Genomic DNA, 16,575 nt, shown 5'->3' on the forward strand with positions numbered 1-16,575 from the left:
TAAGAGACCATCTATTGATTTAGATTAATAAAAACAGGGTAGTAAACGATGTCTTCCGACTTAACCTTGTCTCCCTGGTTGAGAGACGCACTTAAAGGTGACCCCGAGCGGTTAGTGTTCAGCTCGGGTACGCTGGAACAGGTCAGGGAAGAGGTTTCAGCGATGTATAAACCGCATCTGCTGGATATAAAAGGAAGAGGATCTGAACTGGATGCCCGTTTGCACTCGGTTGCTTTGGGGAATGTCCGCTTTAACCGGCTTAAATATGGTGCTGAAGTTGTTATTGATCCCGGTAATCTTGAGCAGTTTTATCTGATTCAGATGCCCGTCTGTGGTCAGGCGGACATCTACAGCGGTAGCCATGTTATTTCTACCGACACAGACACCGCGTCTATCCTAAACCCCTCCGACCCGCTGACCATGATCTGGAGTGAAGATTGCGATCAGCTGATGTTCCGGATTGACAGACATTCTGTGGAATTAGCCTGCAGCCAGATACTGGGACGATCCGTTCGCACCCCCCTGCGGTTCAAGCCAGATATGCTCTGGAACCGGAATCCGGTCTGGCGCAACATGATGATGTATCTGGCACATCTGCTACAGGATCAGCCCTCAATTACGACCCAACCCACCATCGCCCATCAACTCGAACAGCTGATCATCAATACCCTGATCTCAATCCAGCCTCACAACTACACCGACGCCATGAACACACCCGACCGGACCCTGGCACCACGACATGTAAAAAAGGTTGAGGAGTATATTGAGAATCACGCCGGTGAGGCGCTGACACCGGGAGAGCTGGCCGAGATGGCGGGCGTCAGTGTACGGACACTGTATGCGGGTTTTAAGGATTTTCGTCAGACCAGCCCGATGGAATACCTGCGCACGATTCGGTTGCAGCGTGCCCGTGAGGAACTACTGAAGCAGGACCCCGATTCATCGGTCACCGAAATCGCCATCCGCTGGGGCTTCACCCATATGGGACGCTTCAGCCAGGATTATGCGCGTATGTTTGGCGAACGTCCCAGTGAAACCAAACGCAGATAACCGTTATCACAACCAAAGAAATCGTGATTAGCGTCCGGCCCGCCCTGCAACTGAATGGAGTCTGCAAAACAGTAATCCGTATTCCATCCGTTGCGTATAAACCCACTCATCAGGAAGCGGGGTTTTATTATGAATCAATTAGAGATATCTGAGCTGGAAGCGCTTAACCATATTAATCAAGTGACGGTGCACTCACTCGAGCGGATGATCTATCAGGTCACTCTGCAGCTGGGAGAAACAACCGCGATGCTCACCAATGCACAGGGTAAACCGGCCCGATTTGAAAATACCGGACAGATCCGGGAGCTGCTTCAGCATGCCCGCATTGACAGCGCGGTGATGCTATTGCCGACCACCTTTGATGAGATGATCGGCCGTCCGCCACTGGCCAATGACTCCCGGTGTGAGATACTGCTGGGCTGGAAATAAACGGTCAGCTGATCAGCAGCAGTGTTTTTCCAGCGTCAGTGACACGGAATCCGCAAACCGCAGCGCATGGGGTTTATCAATAGTGACGCTGGCAAAGGTGACCCAGGGGTGGCCAGTGGCGATCTCCAACACATCTGCAACCAGTTTTTCCAGCAGCAGAAAATGCCCCTCCTCTACATGTTGAATAATCTCCTTACAGACCACTTTATAGTTCAGGGCTTTTTCCACATCATCGGTGATCGCCGCTTTTTCGGCCGGGTAATGGATCTCAATATTGATCACCACATCCTGCAGTTTCTCACGCTCTTCCGGGTTAAAACCGATGTAGGTTCGCAAACGCAGGTTTTTAATTCGGATTATGGCATTACTGACTGATGGCATTGCTGAGTCCTTGTCGATTTTTTCTTATCTCTATTGTCTGGCAGTCTAACAGAACGGAATGAAGTCTCCAGACGCGCTGCTTCACTTGCGCCGGTTGCGAAGATTGATTACGCACAATCCGCCTGGTTAGTTCATATCGATTATAATAAATACCATACATGCACAAGGATTGAAGCGGCACCTGGCTATATTGTCAAAGCTGTCACAGGTATGATGGCATACGCTTAAGCCTTAAACTTTCCGACCGACTACCGGACATTATTATGAACCACGAGATCAACTACAAAAACAATCCGCTACACGGTCTGGGTTTAAAAGAGCTGCTCACCCAGATAGTTGATCACTACGGTTTTGAGATTCTCTATGCCTACCTGAATATCAACTGTTTCAAGACCAACCCGAGCATCGAGTCGAGCGTTAAATTTCTCAAGAAAACCGACTGGGCACGGGAGAAGGTAGAGTTGTTCTACCTGTACAAGTTTAAAAACCTGCCCCGGGTCTCATCTGAACAGTTTGCCCTGTCACCCAGAGACCGGATTATTCCTGAAGGTCAGACACCCCGCGAACCTGCTGAACTGAGCCTGGAAGATGCTGCACGGATGCGGGAAAAACAGGCAAAGAAAGCCGCCGAGCATGGCAAAACCAAAAGCTATAAAGCAAACAGAAAGCCAGGTGGCTATTCCAGCAAACAGGAAAATGCCCGGGATAAACAGGAGCCCTGGGAACCTGAGAGAAAAGCATCTGATGCTCCGAACCGCTCATCTGACAACGATGATGACCCATGGGCAAAGTGGCGGAAATAATGACCTGCCTATAACAACAAAACCGCCTACAAAGGCGGTTTTATCAGCTAAACGGACTTAACCAGGCATTAATTGACTCATGCGCCAGGAACCGCCGCATATGCTACAACTTCACAAAGCATCTCTTCCCGGGCTAACCCTGCGACAACCATTGCGGCACGATTCGGATAGGGGGCGTTAAAGTACTCCGCATAAACCTGATTAAACACCGGTAGATACTCGCGATCGGTAACATAGATCAGTACCTGAGTGACATCATCCATAGTCAGCTCTGCCGCACCAAGGGTATGTTTAAAGTTTTCCATGGTCTGGCGCGCCTGAGCTGCAATTCCGCCCTCTACAACCTGACCTTCAGCATTAATCGGGATCTGTGCAGTCGACAGCTGGCCATTGGCAATAACCGCCCACTCAAGCGGGGCTTTGGAGGCAAACAGGTCAGTTTTTACAGCTTGTTTCATAACAATTCACTTATATTAAAGATAGAGATCTGAAGTCCGAGCGCTTTGCTTGTCCGAGCGTTACCCGTGGCAACTTGTCCGATAAGCGCAAGAATCAAATTCAGACACTGTGCCTGTCCGCTTTCTCGGAACTCGGACAAACACAGTGTTCGGACCAGTGAAACGATCAGACTTCGTTGATTAAAGCCCCTGCTCGTCCGCCATTTTGCGGGCTATCTGAGGGGCGGTCCAAAGCGAGGGCAGCAACACCAGAGATACCGGAACCGCCGTTACCACGATGAACGACTGCAACGCAGAGATACCGCCTGCACCTATCGAGATCAGCAGAGCTGCAACAATCCCCATCATGATGCCCCAGAAAACTCTGACCGAACTTTGTGGATGATCGGTACCGGTCATCACCATAGAAACGGCATAGGTCATTGAGTCACCGGTAGTCGCCACAAAGATCGTTGTCAGAATTAAAAACAGCACGGAGATCATAAAGCCCATCGGCAACTGCTCAGTAATCGCCAGTAGCGCAGCAGGAAGATTGAATCCGGTAAAGGGTTCAGAGATCACACCAGGGTTCGCCAACTCATAAGCCAGCCCACTGCCACCAACAATCGTAAACCAGAAGCAGGTGATTACCGGAGCCACGACAGAGATCAGCAGGATCATCTCGCGGATAGTACGACCTTTGGAGATACGTGCAACAAACATCGCCATCAAAGGCCCATAGCCCAGAAACCAGCCCCAGAAGAACACAGTCCACCAGTCCAGCCAGCCGGTATCAGCCCGGAACGTTGCCATCGGAATAAACTGATCCAGATAGACCCCAAAGGATTGCAGGAAACCATCAATAATGAATGCTGTCGGGCCAAAGACCAGGATAAACGCCATCAAAATAACCGCCAGAATAACGTTAGCCCTGCTAAGAATCTGAATACCTTTGGTGACGCCACTAACCGCAGAAAGGGTATAGATACCGATCAGACCTGCGAGGATCATCAACTGAGTTGAATAGGTATTGGGAATGCCAAACAGTTTCTCCAGACCAAAGCTGACCTGTAACCCAAGAAAGCCGATCGGCCCAACGGTGCCCGCAACCACTGCCAGCACGCAGCTGGAATCGACAATAGCGCCCAGAGGACCGCTCATCACTTTGTCACCAAAAACCGGGTACAGCAGCGTGCGGGGTTTAAGAGGCAACCCTTTTTCATAATGCAGGTACATAAACACAATACCGGTCAGGCTTCCCAGTATTGCCCAGGCCAGAAATCCCCAGTGCATAAAACTCTGCGCCAGGGCGTTATATGCAGCCTGAGCAGTACCCGCTTCAGTAGCCGCAAAAAGCGGCGGCGCCGAGGTAAAATGCGCCATCGGCTCAGCAGCAGCCCAGAATACTCCGCCACCCGCCAGCAAAGTACACATAATCACAGAAACCCACTGAAACAGCGGCATCTCGGGGACTTTTACGCCGCCCAGCACCACTGATCCGGTGCGTCCCAGCGTCAGAAACAGGCCGATCACAAAGGTCAGTAGCAGCAAAATCTGCCAGTAAGCACCGAAATATTTAGTGGAAGTAGCAAAGGCGGCGTTAACCCAGCCAGACATCATTTCTATATCATAAAGAGCCAGTACGGCAAACAGTACCAGCACACCACCACTGATCAGAAATACTGGAAGATCAACACCTGCCAGTAGTTTTTTTCCGGCCATCTCAGCCTCGTTATTGCATATCTGCTGCCCGGCAACAGTCGCTTGCGTTGTGTTACTCATTTTCGTCTCCTGATGGATCTTTATACTTATTCGTTATCAGGTAAACCTATGGCTCAGACAGGACTCTCAAAGGTCTGAGCCATAGACCTATTTACATGCTTGATTGCGGTTTAAGCCCGGCGTCAAGAACGTTCAGCCAGTTCAAACCCATGATTTTGGCCACATCCTCACGGCTAAACCCCCGCTCCAGTAGTCCATTCGTCAGATTTGGGAAGTCTCTGCTATCCCGAAACCAGGACAGCGGTCGCGGCCAGTCGGCATTACTTTTTGAACCTTCACCATAATCCATAGACTTTGACCAGCGTCCATTTCGCATCCATTCCAGGACAGAAAGAGGTTGCTCCTGACACAGATCAGTGCCGATACCGATCTGATCAATGCCCATCATATCGGCGGTGCTGGCGACCATGTCACAGAAGTCACCGAGGGTGCAGTCCGGGCCATTTTTCAGATGAAATGGATACAGACTGAAGCCTAATAACCCTCCGGATTCTCCCAGAGCCCGGAGCACCCGATCTGATTTATTCCGCTTTGCTTCATGGAAACTGAGCGGATTTGCATGGGAGATGACAATGGGACGATCAGAGATTTCGATCGCATCCAGTGTGCTGCGCTCACCGCTGTGGCTCATATCGACAATCATGCCCACCCGGTTCATCTCTTTAATCGCCTGACGCCCAAAGCGGGTAACACCACTGTCTTCTGCCTCATAACAACCACAGGCAAGCAGGCTCTGATTGTTATAGGTCAGCTGCATGATCATCAGATTCAGCTCACGCATCACCTCAATCATGCCGATATCATCCTCAATGGGAGAACAGTTTTGCGCGCCGAACATGATGCCGACTCTGCCGGTCTGTTTGGCTACGCGAATATCTGCAGCACTGCGTACCGGCATGATCAGATCACTGTTCAACTCGAGCAGACGGTTCCACTCGGCAATGCGGGTCAGCGTTTCCCTGATCTGTTCGTGATAAACGATGGTGGCATGCACCATCGTTACGCCACCTTCACGCAGCTGTTCGAAGATCTTCCGGTCCCAGTTGGAGTACTGCAGGCCGTCGATAACGATCAACTCTGAATGCAGTGCCTGAGCGTGTTGTTCTTGTATTGATTGCATTAGTCGCCTCCGTTAACCACGGATATAGGTAGTCTTAACGACGGTATAAAACTCTTTGGCATAGCTACCCTGTTCCCGCGGCCCGAAGCTTGAATCTTTACGGCCACCAAACGGCACATGGTAATCAGTTCCCGCCGTTGGGAGGTTTACCATCACACAACCAGTTTTGGCGTTACGCTTGAAATCTGTCGCATATTTCAAAGACTCTGTGCAGATACCGCCGGTCAGACCGAAGTTGGTATCATTCAGGGTTGCCAACGCTTCGTTATAATCTTTAACCCGGATAATACTGGCGATCGGGGCAAACGCTTCTTCACGGTTAATGGTCATCTGATTTGTGGTTTCAGTGAACAGTGCCGGCTGCATGTAGTAACCTTCCGTCTCCTCAGTCAGCACTTCGCCACCAAATATGAGGTTGCCACCCTCTTTCTTAGCGATCTCAAGATAGTGAAGGTTTTGCTCCATCTGTCGGGCATCAGCCACAGCCCCGATATGGACCCCGGGCTTAAGTGGATGACCGACAACCAGTGTCTTCATACGCTCTATCATCGCCTCAACGAAACGGTCATGAATCCCTTCAGTGACGATCAGGCGGGAAGACGCGGTACACTTCTGCCCCGTACCACCAAAAGCGCCACCCACCGCACATTCGACTGCGTTATCCAGATCCGCATCATCGAGCACAACCAGTGCATTTTTACTACCCATTTCCAACTGACACTTGACCAGATTGATCGCAGTAGCAGCAGCCACTTTACGACCCGTTTCAAGAGAACCGGTAAAGGTCAGCGCGTTAATGCCGCGGGAATTGATCAGCACATCACCCACTTCTGAACCCGGCCCCATCACCAGATTAAACGTTCCGGCAGGCAGTCCCTGTCGTGAGATGATTTCAGTCAGCGCCCAGGCTGATGCGGGAACCTGATTAGCTGGTTTCCAGACAACAGCGTTACCAAAAGCCAGCGCCGGAGCGATCTTCCAGGCACCGGTAGCGGTAGGAAAATTCCAAGGCGTGATAATGCCGACTACACCCACCGGTTCCCGGCGGGTTTCAATCTCAATACCGGGGCGCACAGAGTCAGCAGTCTCGCCCATCTGGCGCAGTACTTCTGCCGCGTAATAGTGGAAAAACTGACCTGAACGATAGGTTTCACCCACTCCTTCCGCCAGTGTCTTCCCCTCTTCCCGGGCCAGCAGCTCACCCAACTCATCTTTACGGGCGATCAGCTCATCGCCAATCCCCATTAATACTGAGTAACGTTGCTCCAGACCACTCTTTGCCCACTCAGCCTGACCGACAGCTGCCGCCGCAATCGCCACCTCAGTCTGCGCCTTATCGGCCTGAGCATAGTTGCCAATCACATCGCTGATATCGGCCGGGCTGATATTTATCACCTGCCCCTTATTACCCTCAACCCACTCACCTGCAATGTAATTGCGAAAAACTGAATCAGACATATCGACCTCCTGAATGTAGATGGATCAATCATAGGCCCTGTGCTTTAATAAGAATAATTAATAAATAATATCTACTGATAAGGCTTCCTTATCACCATTTATCAACGACTCCCGATGCATATGAGGGATATGCCATGCTGCCTGAATTTAAAATTACTCAATTACGCCACTTTGTCTGGGTCGCTGAACTGAAAGGCTTTCATGCTGCCGCGGAAAAAGCTCATCGCACTCAACCGGCGATTTCGCTGTCTATTCGTGATCTTGAAAATAAACTCAGCGAATCACTGTTTGAAAAGCGCAACGCCAAAACAGCCAAGACAGAGCTGACACCCTTTGGCGAGTATTTTCTGCCTAAAGCGAAAGAGCTGATCGAACATCACGACCGGATTTCGGAAGATATGACACTGCTGGCCGAACATAAGACAGGTCATCTGCGTCTGGCATCAGTGCCTTCCATTGCAAGCCAGGTATTACCCGAGCTGTTATTGGAGTTTGTTAACAATACGCCCGATCTGCATATCAGTTTCTTTGACGATAACTCTTCCGCGGTATACCGGATGGTAGAAAATCAACAGGTAGATTTCGGTATCGCTCACCTGTTTCATGAACAGGAACACAGCGATAAAACCTTTATTCCGATCTGGGAAGATCAGATTGGAGTGGTATGTCCAAAGGATCATCCACTGGCAGAATTCAAAGAGTTACACTGGAAAGAGTTACGCAACCATCGATTGATTGGTAACGGTACCTCCCGCTTGCTGGAAGACAGTGAAGCACGACCTCTGATCGGGCACTCGCAATTCTACATCTCCAACATGATATCGCTGATCGCCATGTTAGAGGCCGGTTTTGGCGTAACGACACTACCCCGGTATGCGGTCCCCAAAGAGAGTGAAACCCTGTGCTTTATTCCGTTGAGCACGCCGGTGGTTGTGCGGCGAATCGGTATCGTCACACTGACAAACAGATCGCTGACGCCACCCGCTCAGGCATTGGTGGACTTTATTCTGGCCAGAAGTCGCCCGGCGTAAGCAGGTTCAGAATAAATTTTCAGATCTTTGCTATGTGAAACATCGTTCAGATGTATAGGAAAAATAATGGCTTGAGCCATTTTGATAAGTTTTGCTTATTAGCCGATATAACCTTCTGATTTGTATGTGATCCCTTTTATAGCCCATGATAAATCGCATACAGGCAGGGCATGACAGACAATGGCCGTTATCTCCTCCCTGTAGTGCGCCCTGCATACAATAATTACAAACGAAACCTGTAGCGCGCAGACAGGAGCCTGGACTCCTGAAGGTTTCGGACACATCTATGCTGTTAACTATAAAAAGATGTGCTGCTATTTATGAGGATAACAATAATGACCACGTCTGCTGCAATACAGGCTTCCCTGAGAGGCGATAATGCACTGCCACTGCGCCCGGTTGATCAGGTTATGGATCTGGAACGTCTGGGCGCTATTCATCAGAGCCGACTCAGTTTTATGCGCACCCTGGTACGCCGGATCATGCGTGAGCGCTGGCAAATCGAACCAGTTCGCTTTGAACTCGACCCGCAGGGCTACGGCACTGTCGTCTACGAAATCACAACACCCAATAAGTGCTATAGCTTTGTTCTGTTTTCCGATTACCTTTCCCCGGACGAGCGCAACGACCGGGTGATCGCCACAAAGTGGGATCTGACCATGGCGCTGGTAGATGGCCAGGTTGATGATATCTACCTGGAAAAACTGCGCCAGAATGTCCCTAAGCAGGAAGCTGGCCGCGTCAATGCGCGGGTATTCGTACTCTCCCGTGCCAATCGTAGTGCCCGGAATTTCGACTATGTTGTTGATCAGTTAGCCTGTGGCAAACAACCCGATGTCGCCCAGATAGCCCGTGTAGGCTATCTGTATCGAACCACTGCGGTTTACGGTAGCGGTAAGCTGGGTATGGCCGACTGGGAAAAGGTGTCTTCCCGTCACCCCGATTTCAACCGTCCTTTCGCCGCAGAAATGTTTGTCTGTCTGATGCTGCGGAACTTCAGTCTGCTTCAGGCGGAGCATATTGCACAGCACCGTACCCCAGAAACCTACCATCCGATGCTGCCAGAGATTAAACGTTTTTTCGGTATTGGCAATTCAACCGGTCTGGGTATGGCTCCCTACCTGATCAATCACCCGTTACTGATTAACCAATGGGTAGAGATGCGGGAACTGGCGCTGGCAAGGGTGCGGGTGCTGGGTAACATCAACAAGCGTATCACTCAGCAATTCCCTGAATTACTGGAACGCTGTGCTATTCATACAGAACAAACCGTCACCGAAGATGCCTGGCAGACAGCCAATAACCTGCAGGTACTTAAAGATCTGGAAGCGATTCGTGAGCGTACGGCTAACGGCATCGGCAGTTGGGATACTCTGCTCAGATGGAGTGAAGAAAACTGTTCACTGCAGGGACAGGAGATGCTGGTGTCAGTAATGCTGGAGCTCTACCCAGAACTGGTAGATGAGCTGGAAGATTATCACACCGTCGAGGAGTTTCTGGATCTGGACCCGGTGATGCCGCTGCAGCAGCTGAAGCAGGTCATCGAGCAACGTTACCAGTGGGCGCTGGTGATGGACTTTTCTGCGGACGGCGCAAAAGACACTTTCTGGTACCGATCTGAAGAGAAAATGGAACCTCGCCTGGGTGATGCACGGGAGGAGAATGGTAAAGAGAAACAGATGGCACTGGGGGTAGGTTATGCCGTACGCAAATGCTATGACCAGCTGTGTCAGTACATCAGTGAACATCCGCAACACTCCACTGCCCGGTTTATGGTTGCACAGCCGAAACTGCGCGGTATTGTCCGGCGGATTCAGAGTATGAACCGCTGCATCTATGGCGATATACAGGCTAATCTGCTGGACCGGGATATACTCCCCATGCACCTGTTAAGAGCTAAACTGGCCTTTTTTGGTGTCGGTAAGTTTGATCCCCGGTCAAAACTATGGGTGCGCAATACCATGTTCCAGGGGGCTCCGCTACTGGAAGATATTGGTCACACATTCAATGATGACTGGTTCATGCCTCTGGCCCCAGCGCAGCAAGGAGAACTCTGATGCATGTATCTATGATTGAGCTGAAAGCCGCCCTGCGTCGTTGCTTTGAAGCCACCGGTTACTATGTTGGCAACTATGAGGATGCTGCCAATATGATTCTCTGGCTGGAAAAACATGGCCTTAAGGGACTGGATGAGTTGCAGCGCGCCCTCCCCTATATTGGCGATGACAGCAGCAAGCCCCTGAGTACCGTGATCTACGAAGACAGCACCTCAGCAATTATTGACAGTAACGGTCGCAGCGCACTGAACTGTATCGCCGCATCAGTCGATCTCGCCCATGCTAAAGCGTTAGAAAACGGCATCGCAACGGTGACTGTGCATAACTGCCACAACCGGATGTTTATCCTTAAAGCACTGACCGATTGCGGTCGCCGTGGCATCAGTGTGGCCGCCTACTGGAAAAATGGCAATCAGACGGTAACCGAACATACGGCAGCCATTAAAGCAGGCGAACGCTATCCAAGTTACAGTGAAGCGATCACCAGCCTGCCAGCCAACGCGGAAGATAAACAGACGATGACGATTGTTTGCAGTTCACGGGTTGATCTGACCTCATCACTGCAGCAATCGAAAGGTAACCGGAATGCCCGTTATATAAGCGCTGAGCAGATCCGACTCAATAAAGAGCACAGTGTCGATTTCGGTATCGATATCGATGAAACTCTGTGGGCCGAAATCAATAGAATCGGCGAAGGTGTTCTGGTGGAAAATAGCGAGCGTTCCCGGCAGGGAGCGGGTGGTCGCTAACTCATCGATGTCTGTGAGAGTATGGCCAGTCTGATGTTAATCGGGCTGGCCCTGCCGATGACCCGGTTACAGGTTGCACCGCCTGCAACCGGGTCATCTTTTCATTATTAACTTATACCGCTCCATCTCATCCGCTGGCATACTGGCTACTCACTTATATCGATACAGCACCAAAACTATGCTATATACCCTGCCGGAACTACTGGCCGTCCTGATCGTAACCTGCGGTATCGCCCTGCAAACCGTGGTGGGGATCGGCTATGGTCTGGTGGCAGCGCCTCTGCTCTATCTGATCGATCCGGTCTATGTGCCCGGCCCGATTCTGTTAGTGGGTTTCGGGCTGGCGCTGATGATGGTGATCCGCGAACGCCGGGAACTGCGCTGGAAGCGGGTAATGCCCGCTATTCTGGCCCGGGTGCCGGGGGCCTGGTGTGGCGCCGCTCTGTTAGTGGCAATACCGCAGTACGCCCTGAGTCTTTTTTTTGGTTTTTCGGTGCTCAGTGCGGTACTGCTCAGTCTGTGGCGCTTGAGCATCCCGACTACGCCCATCACTCTGACCCTCGCTGGCTTTCTGTCCGGCATCACCGGTACTGCCACTTCTGTGGGAGGCCCTCCGATTGCGCTGGTGTATCAACAGCAGGACCGGGTGACCGCCCGCAGTGAGATCGCCGCGTTTCTGCTGATCGGCACGCCGGTATCTATCATCATGCTGATCCATCAGGGCAGCCTTGACTGGCACACCGCCCACCTCAGTCTGAAACTATTGCCGGGGCTGTTTTCAGGCTTTTTTCTGGCCCGGCTGATCGATGGAAAACTCACCACAACCTCGGCCAAACCACTGTTGCTGGCGGTCTCCGGCGCATCGGCGTTAATGGTGACCATTAAGGGGCTGATGGGCTGGCTGGGACACTGATATCCAGACCCCATAATTTAAAAATTAGAGCTGATGGCGATCTTGAAATATAATGCCACCTTTTCCAACAGGACTCCCCCATGGCAACTATCGGTACACCGTTCTCTTCCTCTGCAACTAAAGTTCTGCTGTGTGGTTCTGGTGAACTGGGTAAAGAGGTGGTCATTGAACTGCAGCGTTATGGCTGTGAAGTGATTGCCTGTGACCGCTATGATAACGCGCCGGCGATGCAGGTGGCGGACCGCTCCTATACCTTTTCCATGCTGGATGGCGCCGAACTGCGCCGGGTGATTGAGCTTGAAAAACCCGATTATATCGTGCCGGAGATTGAAGCGATCTCGACCGATACCCTGGTTGAACTGGAGCAGGAAGGCTTTCATGTAGTGCCGACCGCCAATGCTGCGCGTCTGACCATGAACCGCGAAGGTATCCGTCGTCTGGCGGCAGAAGAACTGGGCATTCCCACCTCCCACTATCAGTTTGTCGATAACTTCACTGACTTTGAAAAGGCCGTGGCCGGGATCGGGATGCCCTGCGTGGTGAAACCGATTATGAGCTCATCCGGCAAAGGCCAGAGCACCATTAAAAGCGCTACGGATATTGAAACCAGCTGGACCTACGCTCAGGAAGGCGGTCGCGCCGGTGCTGGTCGGGTGATCGTTGAAGGATTTGTCGATTTCGATTATGAGATCACCCTGCTGACCATCCGCCATATTCTGGGCACCAGCTTCTGCCAGCCAATCGGACACCGGCAGGAAGATGGGGATTATCGTGAGTCCTGGCAGCCACAGGCGATGAGCGAGATAGCACTGAACCGGGCGAAAGAGATCGCCGAAAAAGTTACCGGCGCACTCGGCGGCCGGGGTATCTTCGGGGTTGAACTGTTTATCAAAGGTGATGAGGTGTATTTCAGCGAAGTATCCCCCCGCCCACACGATACCGGCATGGTCACCATGATCTCCCAGGACCTGTCCCAGTTTGCCCTGCACGCCCGCGCAATCTTAGGCCTGCCGATCCCCAACATTGTGCAGCATGGCCCATCCGCCTCCGCCGTGATACTGATCGAAGGCGAATCGAAAAACCTGAGTTTTTCTAACCTGGAAGCCGCCCTCGCTGTCCCCGATACTCAATTGCGCCTGTTCGGCAAACCTGAAGTCAGCGGCAAACGCCGCATGGGCGTTGCGCTGGCGCGGGGGGCGGATGTCGATGATGCTAAGGAAAAGGCTTTGGCCGCCGCAGGGGCTGTTAATACAAGTTGCTAGACGTCGCTTCGCCTAAAAGCAGCCGCCAGACGTCGCTTCGCGACTTGCTAGTGGTTAGATGGAAACTTCGTTTCCTTGCTAGAAAAAGCATTTTTAAAAACCGTCAGACTGGCGGTTTTTTTTTGTTGGCACAAGAGACAATAATGTTTGTCTGACGCTTTATGTTTTGGCACTATCGAATCACAAAGGAAACGTAGCCACAATTCCACAGATAAGAATCTCTCATTATCAGAGAGAAAATTCAGTCACTGTAATAGGCTCAACTAATTTTGAATTAGACAACGTTAGCTTAGAGGGAACTATGAAAAAAATTATCATTACTTTTATTATGCTCACGTTATCAACCATGTTTATAGGTTGCGCTCAAAATGTCTCCGAGTTAAAGCCAGCGATAACGGGGCCAGTTTTCAGTCAGATAGAGTCTCCCCCGAAAGGACATGGTGGAATCTATATTTTCAGACCTCTTTTTTCTGACTATTTATCCAAAGATATCGCCAACATCTCGCTAAATGATTCCAATGCTCTAGCACTCCCTTTTGGCGCTTATCTATATGAAAGCTTACCCGCAGGAAAATACTCACTATCTGTCTCTCCTGTCAGAGATGCCTCCGCCCTCTGGAACAAAACTCATGAAGTCGAAATAAAAACGGGAGAAAATGTTTACGTTGCAATCTGGGCTAACAAGGATGTTTCTGAAAATTTGAGTGTGATGCTTATATCTCCAACGTTAGTTGTTCCATCATTATCTTATACATCTAAAGATCAATCCGTGTTTATCGAAGTAGTGAATGAAGATATGGCTATACCAGCCCTGTCTCAATGCGTCTCCGTTATTCAATAAAAGTGCTGTTTCATTCTCGACAAAAAAACCGCCAGTCGGCGGTTTTAATAGCTTTTTCTAGCAAGAAAAACGAAGTTTTTCGTCTAGCCACCAGCAGGAGCCGGAGGCTCCGTTCTAGCGACTTCTTTGCTCTCATTCCCCAACACCTCAGCCAGGGTGCTTCTGGAAAGCTGTCCTGTCACCTCTCCCTGGTCATCAATCACCGGTAGGGAATACTGGGCGTTCAGTGTATCCGGGATAACTGTTTCCAGCACCGCATCCTGCGAGATCGCTTCTAATTCTTCGCAATGCGCTGATGTCAGTTTCGCCTTTTTATCAGTATCATAAACAGCCTGCAGCTTTTGCTCTGTCAGAACCCCCTGATAACCGTCTTCGTTAACGTAATAGCCGTAATCCCCTTTGAAACCTTTCATCTGTTTCAGGGCTTCTCCGATAGTATCTGCCGTTATCCGGTTGACCGGATCTTTCATCACGGTTTCCACCGTCAGAGCCCGGGCACGGTTTACATCCCGAACGAAGGCTTCCACATAATCATCGGCAGGATGCAAAAGAATATCTTCTGGCTCCCCCTGCTGCACCATCTCGCCGTCTTTCAGAATGGCAATCCGATCACCGATTCTCAACGCTTCATCGAGGTCATGGGTGATGAAGATAATGGTCTTGTGCAGTTTTTGCTGCAGTTCAATCAGCTGATCCTGCATCTCTGATCGGATCAGTGGATCCAGTGCCGAAAACGCTTCATCCATCAGCAGAATCTCTGCATCGGTACAGAGTGCCCGGGCCAGTCCAACCCGCTGCTGCTGTCCGCCGGAAAGCTGAGCGGGATACTGATCTTCATACCCGGCCAGACCAACGGTTTCTAACCACTCTTTCGCTTTGGCACCACGTTCAGTTTTGCTGACGCCCTGAATAGCAAGGCCATAGGCGACATTATCAACTACCGATTTGTGGGGCAACAGACCGAATCGCTGGAACACCATCGACATTTTATGACGACGAAACTGCTCCAGCTCTTTTTGCGGCAGCTTCATCACATCAGTACCTTCGACTTCGATCACGCCCTCGGTGGGGTCGATCAGTCGGTTGAAGTGACGAATCAGGGTTGATTTACCCGACCCCGAGAGCCCCATAATAACGAAGATCTCCCCTTTATTGATGGTCAGGTTAATATCCTTTAAACCCAGGGTATGGCCGGTTTCAGCCAGAATCTCATCTTTGCTTTTTCCGGCATGAACCAGTGGCATAAACTTCTTCGGATTATTGCCAAACAGTTTATACAGCCCCTCTATTTTGATCAGTGTGACAGGTTCCGTCGTGTCTATCTTAGCTTCAACCATTATCCATGCCCTCCAGATATCGCTGACTCCGTTTGGCATACGCCTGAGAGACACGGTCAAAAATGATCGCCAGTGCGACAATCGCCAGGCCGTTTAATAATCCCAGGGTAAAATACTGATTGGTAATGGATTTCAGCACCGGTTGTCCGAGCCCTTTCACCCCGATCATCGAAGCGATAACCACCATTGAGAGGGCCATCATAATGGTCTGGTTGATACCTGCCATGATGGTCGGCATCGCCAGAGGTAACTGAACCCCCATCAACCGCTGGACTGAGCTGGCCCCATAAGCGGTAGCCGCCTCCAACACATCCTTATCCACCAGCCGGATACCCAGGTTAGTCAGGCGGATAACCGGGGGAATCGCATAGATCACCACCGCGATCACACCGGGAATTTTACCGATACCGAGCAGCATAACCACCGGAATAAGATAAACGAAGGCCGGCATGGTTTGCATGATATCCAGCATCGGCGTGACGGCCATCTGGACCCGGTCTGAGCGGGCCATGGCTATACCGATTGGCACACCCAGTACTATCGCCATCAGGGTACAAACCAGAATAATACTCATGGTGCGCATGGTATCGTCCCACATGCCGAAATAACCGATCAGAAAGAACGAGATGACTACCCCCAGACTGAGCTTCCATGAACGGCTGGACAGATAGGCCAGACCCGCCACTATTGCGATGATCAGCCACCATGGCGTTGCTAACAACAACTTTTCAAACCACACCAGAAAGGATAGCAGCGGATCAAAAAAGCCCTCTATCATCTCACCGTATTCCCGCGAAAACTCCCGGTAACCGGTGTCCAGAAATTTACGGATATCCCGCAACTCACCCCTGCTAAGCTGGGGAATCTCACTTAACCAGCCTGAATCAGCCATATTTTACCTCTTTCAGAAACAACACTGCCCGAT

General features: G+C 50.9%; 16 protein-coding genes. 9 read left to right on the forward strand and 7 right to left on the reverse strand.

Features of this window, described 5'->3' with window-relative positions; translation table 11 throughout:
• The first annotated feature begins 48 nt into the window (after nucleotides 1-48).
• Nucleotides 49-1,050 (forward strand): AraC family transcriptional regulator, encoded by a 1,002-nt coding sequence (locus JW499_RS06665; protein ID WP_205209864.1) that lies wholly within the window; start codon nucleotides 49-51, stop codon nucleotides 1,048-1,050.
• A 129-nt stretch (nucleotides 1,051-1,179) separates the two neighbouring features.
• The gene (locus JW499_RS06670) at nucleotides 1,180-1,479 is read left to right on the forward strand and encodes a DUF6482 family protein (protein ID WP_205209865.1); all 300 of its coding nucleotides are present in this window, start codon (nucleotides 1,180-1,182) and stop codon (nucleotides 1,477-1,479) included.
• A gap of 12 nt (nucleotides 1,480-1,491) precedes the next feature.
• Here JW499_RS06670 and folX read toward each other — a convergent pair whose 3' ends face one another.
• The gene (gene folX / locus JW499_RS06675) at nucleotides 1,492-1,860 is read right to left on the reverse strand and encodes a dihydroneopterin triphosphate 2'-epimerase (protein WP_205209866.1); all 369 of its coding nucleotides are present in this window, start codon (nucleotides 1,858-1,860) and stop codon (nucleotides 1,492-1,494) included.
• A 263-nt stretch (nucleotides 1,861-2,123) separates the two neighbouring features.
• Here folX and JW499_RS06680 point away from each other — a divergent pair, with 263 nt between their 5' ends.
• Nucleotides 2,124-2,663, forward strand: coding sequence for a VF530 family protein (locus JW499_RS06680; protein ID WP_205209867.1), 540 nt, complete (start codon nucleotides 2,124-2,126; stop codon nucleotides 2,661-2,663).
• Nucleotides 2,664-2,740: 77 nt separating this feature from the next.
• On the opposite strand, the gene JW499_RS06685 is transcribed toward JW499_RS06680, so the two are convergent.
• The 4 genes from JW499_RS06685 to JW499_RS06700 all read right to left on the reverse strand — a co-directional run bounded on the left by JW499_RS06685 (nucleotide 2,741) and on the right by JW499_RS06700 (nucleotide 7,460).
• Nucleotides 2,741-3,121, reverse strand: coding sequence for a RidA family protein (locus JW499_RS06685; protein ID WP_205209868.1), 381 nt, complete (start codon nucleotides 3,119-3,121; stop codon nucleotides 2,741-2,743).
• A 180-nt stretch (nucleotides 3,122-3,301) separates the two neighbouring features.
• A complete protein-coding gene (locus JW499_RS06690) occupies nucleotides 3,302-4,882 on the reverse strand; it encodes a BCCT family transporter (protein WP_416135400.1) in 1,581 nt (526 codons plus the stop codon).
• A 91-nt stretch (nucleotides 4,883-4,973) separates the two neighbouring features.
• On the reverse strand, nucleotides 4,974-5,969 hold the full coding sequence (locus JW499_RS06695; protein WP_205209900.1) for a dipeptidase: 996 nt from the start codon (nucleotides 5,967-5,969) through the stop codon (nucleotides 4,974-4,976).
• Between the two features lie 45 nt (nucleotides 5,970-6,014).
• Nucleotides 6,015-7,460: an aldehyde dehydrogenase family protein gene (locus JW499_RS06700; protein WP_205209869.1), complete on the reverse strand. Its 1,446-nt coding sequence runs from the start codon at nucleotides 7,458-7,460 to the stop codon at nucleotides 6,015-6,017.
• A 134-nt stretch (nucleotides 7,461-7,594) separates the two neighbouring features.
• On the opposite strand from JW499_RS06700, the gene JW499_RS06705 reads away from it, so the two are divergent.
• The 6 genes from JW499_RS06705 to JW499_RS06730 all read left to right on the forward strand — a co-directional run bounded on the left by JW499_RS06705 (nucleotide 7,595) and on the right by JW499_RS06730 (nucleotide 14,313).
• Nucleotides 7,595-8,491, forward strand: coding sequence for a LysR family transcriptional regulator (locus tag JW499_RS06705; protein ID WP_091360066.1), 897 nt, complete (start codon nucleotides 7,595-7,597; stop codon nucleotides 8,489-8,491).
• 335 nt (nucleotides 8,492-8,826) lie between these two features.
• Nucleotides 8,827-10,548, forward strand: coding sequence for a hypothetical protein (locus tag JW499_RS06710; protein ID WP_205209870.1), 1,722 nt, complete (start codon nucleotides 8,827-8,829; stop codon nucleotides 10,546-10,548).
• Entirely contained in the window at nucleotides 10,548-11,297 is a 750-nt protein-coding gene (locus JW499_RS06715) for a DUF3726 domain-containing protein (RefSeq protein ID WP_205209871.1), read from the forward strand. Before JW499_RS06710 ends, JW499_RS06715 begins: the two co-directional genes overlap by 1 nt.
• A 178-nt stretch (nucleotides 11,298-11,475) precedes the next feature.
• The gene (locus tag JW499_RS06720) at nucleotides 11,476-12,210 is read left to right on the forward strand and encodes a sulfite exporter TauE/SafE family protein (protein ID WP_205209872.1); all 735 of its coding nucleotides are present in this window, start codon (nucleotides 11,476-11,478) and stop codon (nucleotides 12,208-12,210) included.
• Between the two features lie 80 nt (nucleotides 12,211-12,290).
• Entirely contained in the window at nucleotides 12,291-13,472 is a 1,182-nt protein-coding gene (gene purT / locus JW499_RS06725) for a formate-dependent phosphoribosylglycinamide formyltransferase (protein ID WP_205209873.1), read from the forward strand.
• Between the two features lie 301 nt (nucleotides 13,473-13,773).
• The gene (locus tag JW499_RS06730) at nucleotides 13,774-14,313 is read left to right on the forward strand and encodes a hypothetical protein (protein ID WP_205209874.1); all 540 of its coding nucleotides are present in this window, start codon (nucleotides 13,774-13,776) and stop codon (nucleotides 14,311-14,313) included.
• An 83-nt stretch (nucleotides 14,314-14,396) separates the two neighbouring features.
• Here JW499_RS06730 and JW499_RS06735 read toward each other — a convergent pair whose 3' ends face one another.
• The gene (locus tag JW499_RS06735; protein WP_205209875.1) at nucleotides 14,397-15,650 is read right to left on the reverse strand and encodes a quaternary amine ABC transporter ATP-binding protein; all 1,254 of its coding nucleotides are present in this window, start codon (nucleotides 15,648-15,650) and stop codon (nucleotides 14,397-14,399) included.
• On the reverse strand, nucleotides 15,643-16,542 hold the full coding sequence (locus tag JW499_RS06740; RefSeq protein ID WP_205209876.1) for an ABC transporter permease: 900 nt from the start codon (nucleotides 16,540-16,542) through the stop codon (nucleotides 15,643-15,645). The genes JW499_RS06735 and JW499_RS06740 overlap by 8 nt, the downstream gene beginning before the upstream one ends.
• Nucleotides 16,543-16,575: the final 33 nt, after the last annotated feature.

Source organism: Amphritea pacifica, assembly GCF_016924145.1.
Lineage (GTDB): Bacteria > Pseudomonadota > Gammaproteobacteria > Pseudomonadales > Balneatricaceae > Amphritea > Amphritea pacifica.

What these genes read in the sequence shown, in the direction of transcription:
- JW499_RS06665 (WP_205209864.1), top strand. Translation starts at nt 49, where the DNA reads ATGTCTTCCGACTTAACCTTGTCTCCCTGGTTGAGAGACGCACTTAAA.
- JW499_RS06735 (WP_205209875.1), bottom strand. Translation starts at nt 15,650, where the DNA reads ATGGTTGAAGCTAAGATAGACACGACGGAACCTGTCACACTGATCAAA.
- JW499_RS06685 (WP_205209868.1), bottom strand. Translation starts at nt 3,121, where the DNA reads ATGAAACAAGCTGTAAAAACTGACCTGTTTGCCTCCAAAGCCCCGCTT.
- JW499_RS06710 (WP_205209870.1), top strand. Translation starts at nt 8,827, where the DNA reads ATGACCACGTCTGCTGCAATACAGGCTTCCCTGAGAGGCGATAATGCA.
- folX (WP_205209866.1), bottom strand. Translation starts at nt 1,860, where the DNA reads ATGCCATCAGTCAGTAATGCCATAATCCGAATTAAAAACCTGCGTTTG.
- JW499_RS06700 (WP_205209869.1), bottom strand. Translation starts at nt 7,460, where the DNA reads ATGTCTGATTCAGTTTTTCGCAATTACATTGCAGGTGAGTGGGTTGAG.
- JW499_RS06720 (WP_205209872.1), top strand. Translation starts at nt 11,476, where the DNA reads ATGCTATATACCCTGCCGGAACTACTGGCCGTCCTGATCGTAACCTGC.
- JW499_RS06705 (WP_091360066.1), top strand. Translation starts at nt 7,595, where the DNA reads ATGCTGCCTGAATTTAAAATTACTCAATTACGCCACTTTGTCTGGGTC.
- purT (WP_205209873.1), top strand. Translation starts at nt 12,291, where the DNA reads ATGGCAACTATCGGTACACCGTTCTCTTCCTCTGCAACTAAAGTTCTG.
- JW499_RS06690 (WP_416135400.1), bottom strand. Translation starts at nt 4,882, where the DNA reads ATGAGTAACACAACGCAAGCGACTGTTGCCGGGCAGCAGATATGCAAT.
- JW499_RS06715 (WP_205209871.1), top strand. Translation starts at nt 10,548, where the DNA reads ATGCATGTATCTATGATTGAGCTGAAAGCCGCCCTGCGTCGTTGCTTT.
- JW499_RS06670 (WP_205209865.1), top strand. Translation starts at nt 1,180, where the DNA reads ATGAATCAATTAGAGATATCTGAGCTGGAAGCGCTTAACCATATTAAT.
- JW499_RS06680 (WP_205209867.1), top strand. Translation starts at nt 2,124, where the DNA reads ATGAACCACGAGATCAACTACAAAAACAATCCGCTACACGGTCTGGGT.
- JW499_RS06740 (WP_205209876.1), bottom strand. Translation starts at nt 16,542, where the DNA reads ATGGCTGATTCAGGCTGGTTAAGTGAGATTCCCCAGCTTAGCAGGGGT.
- JW499_RS06730 (WP_205209874.1), top strand. Translation starts at nt 13,774, where the DNA reads ATGAAAAAAATTATCATTACTTTTATTATGCTCACGTTATCAACCATG.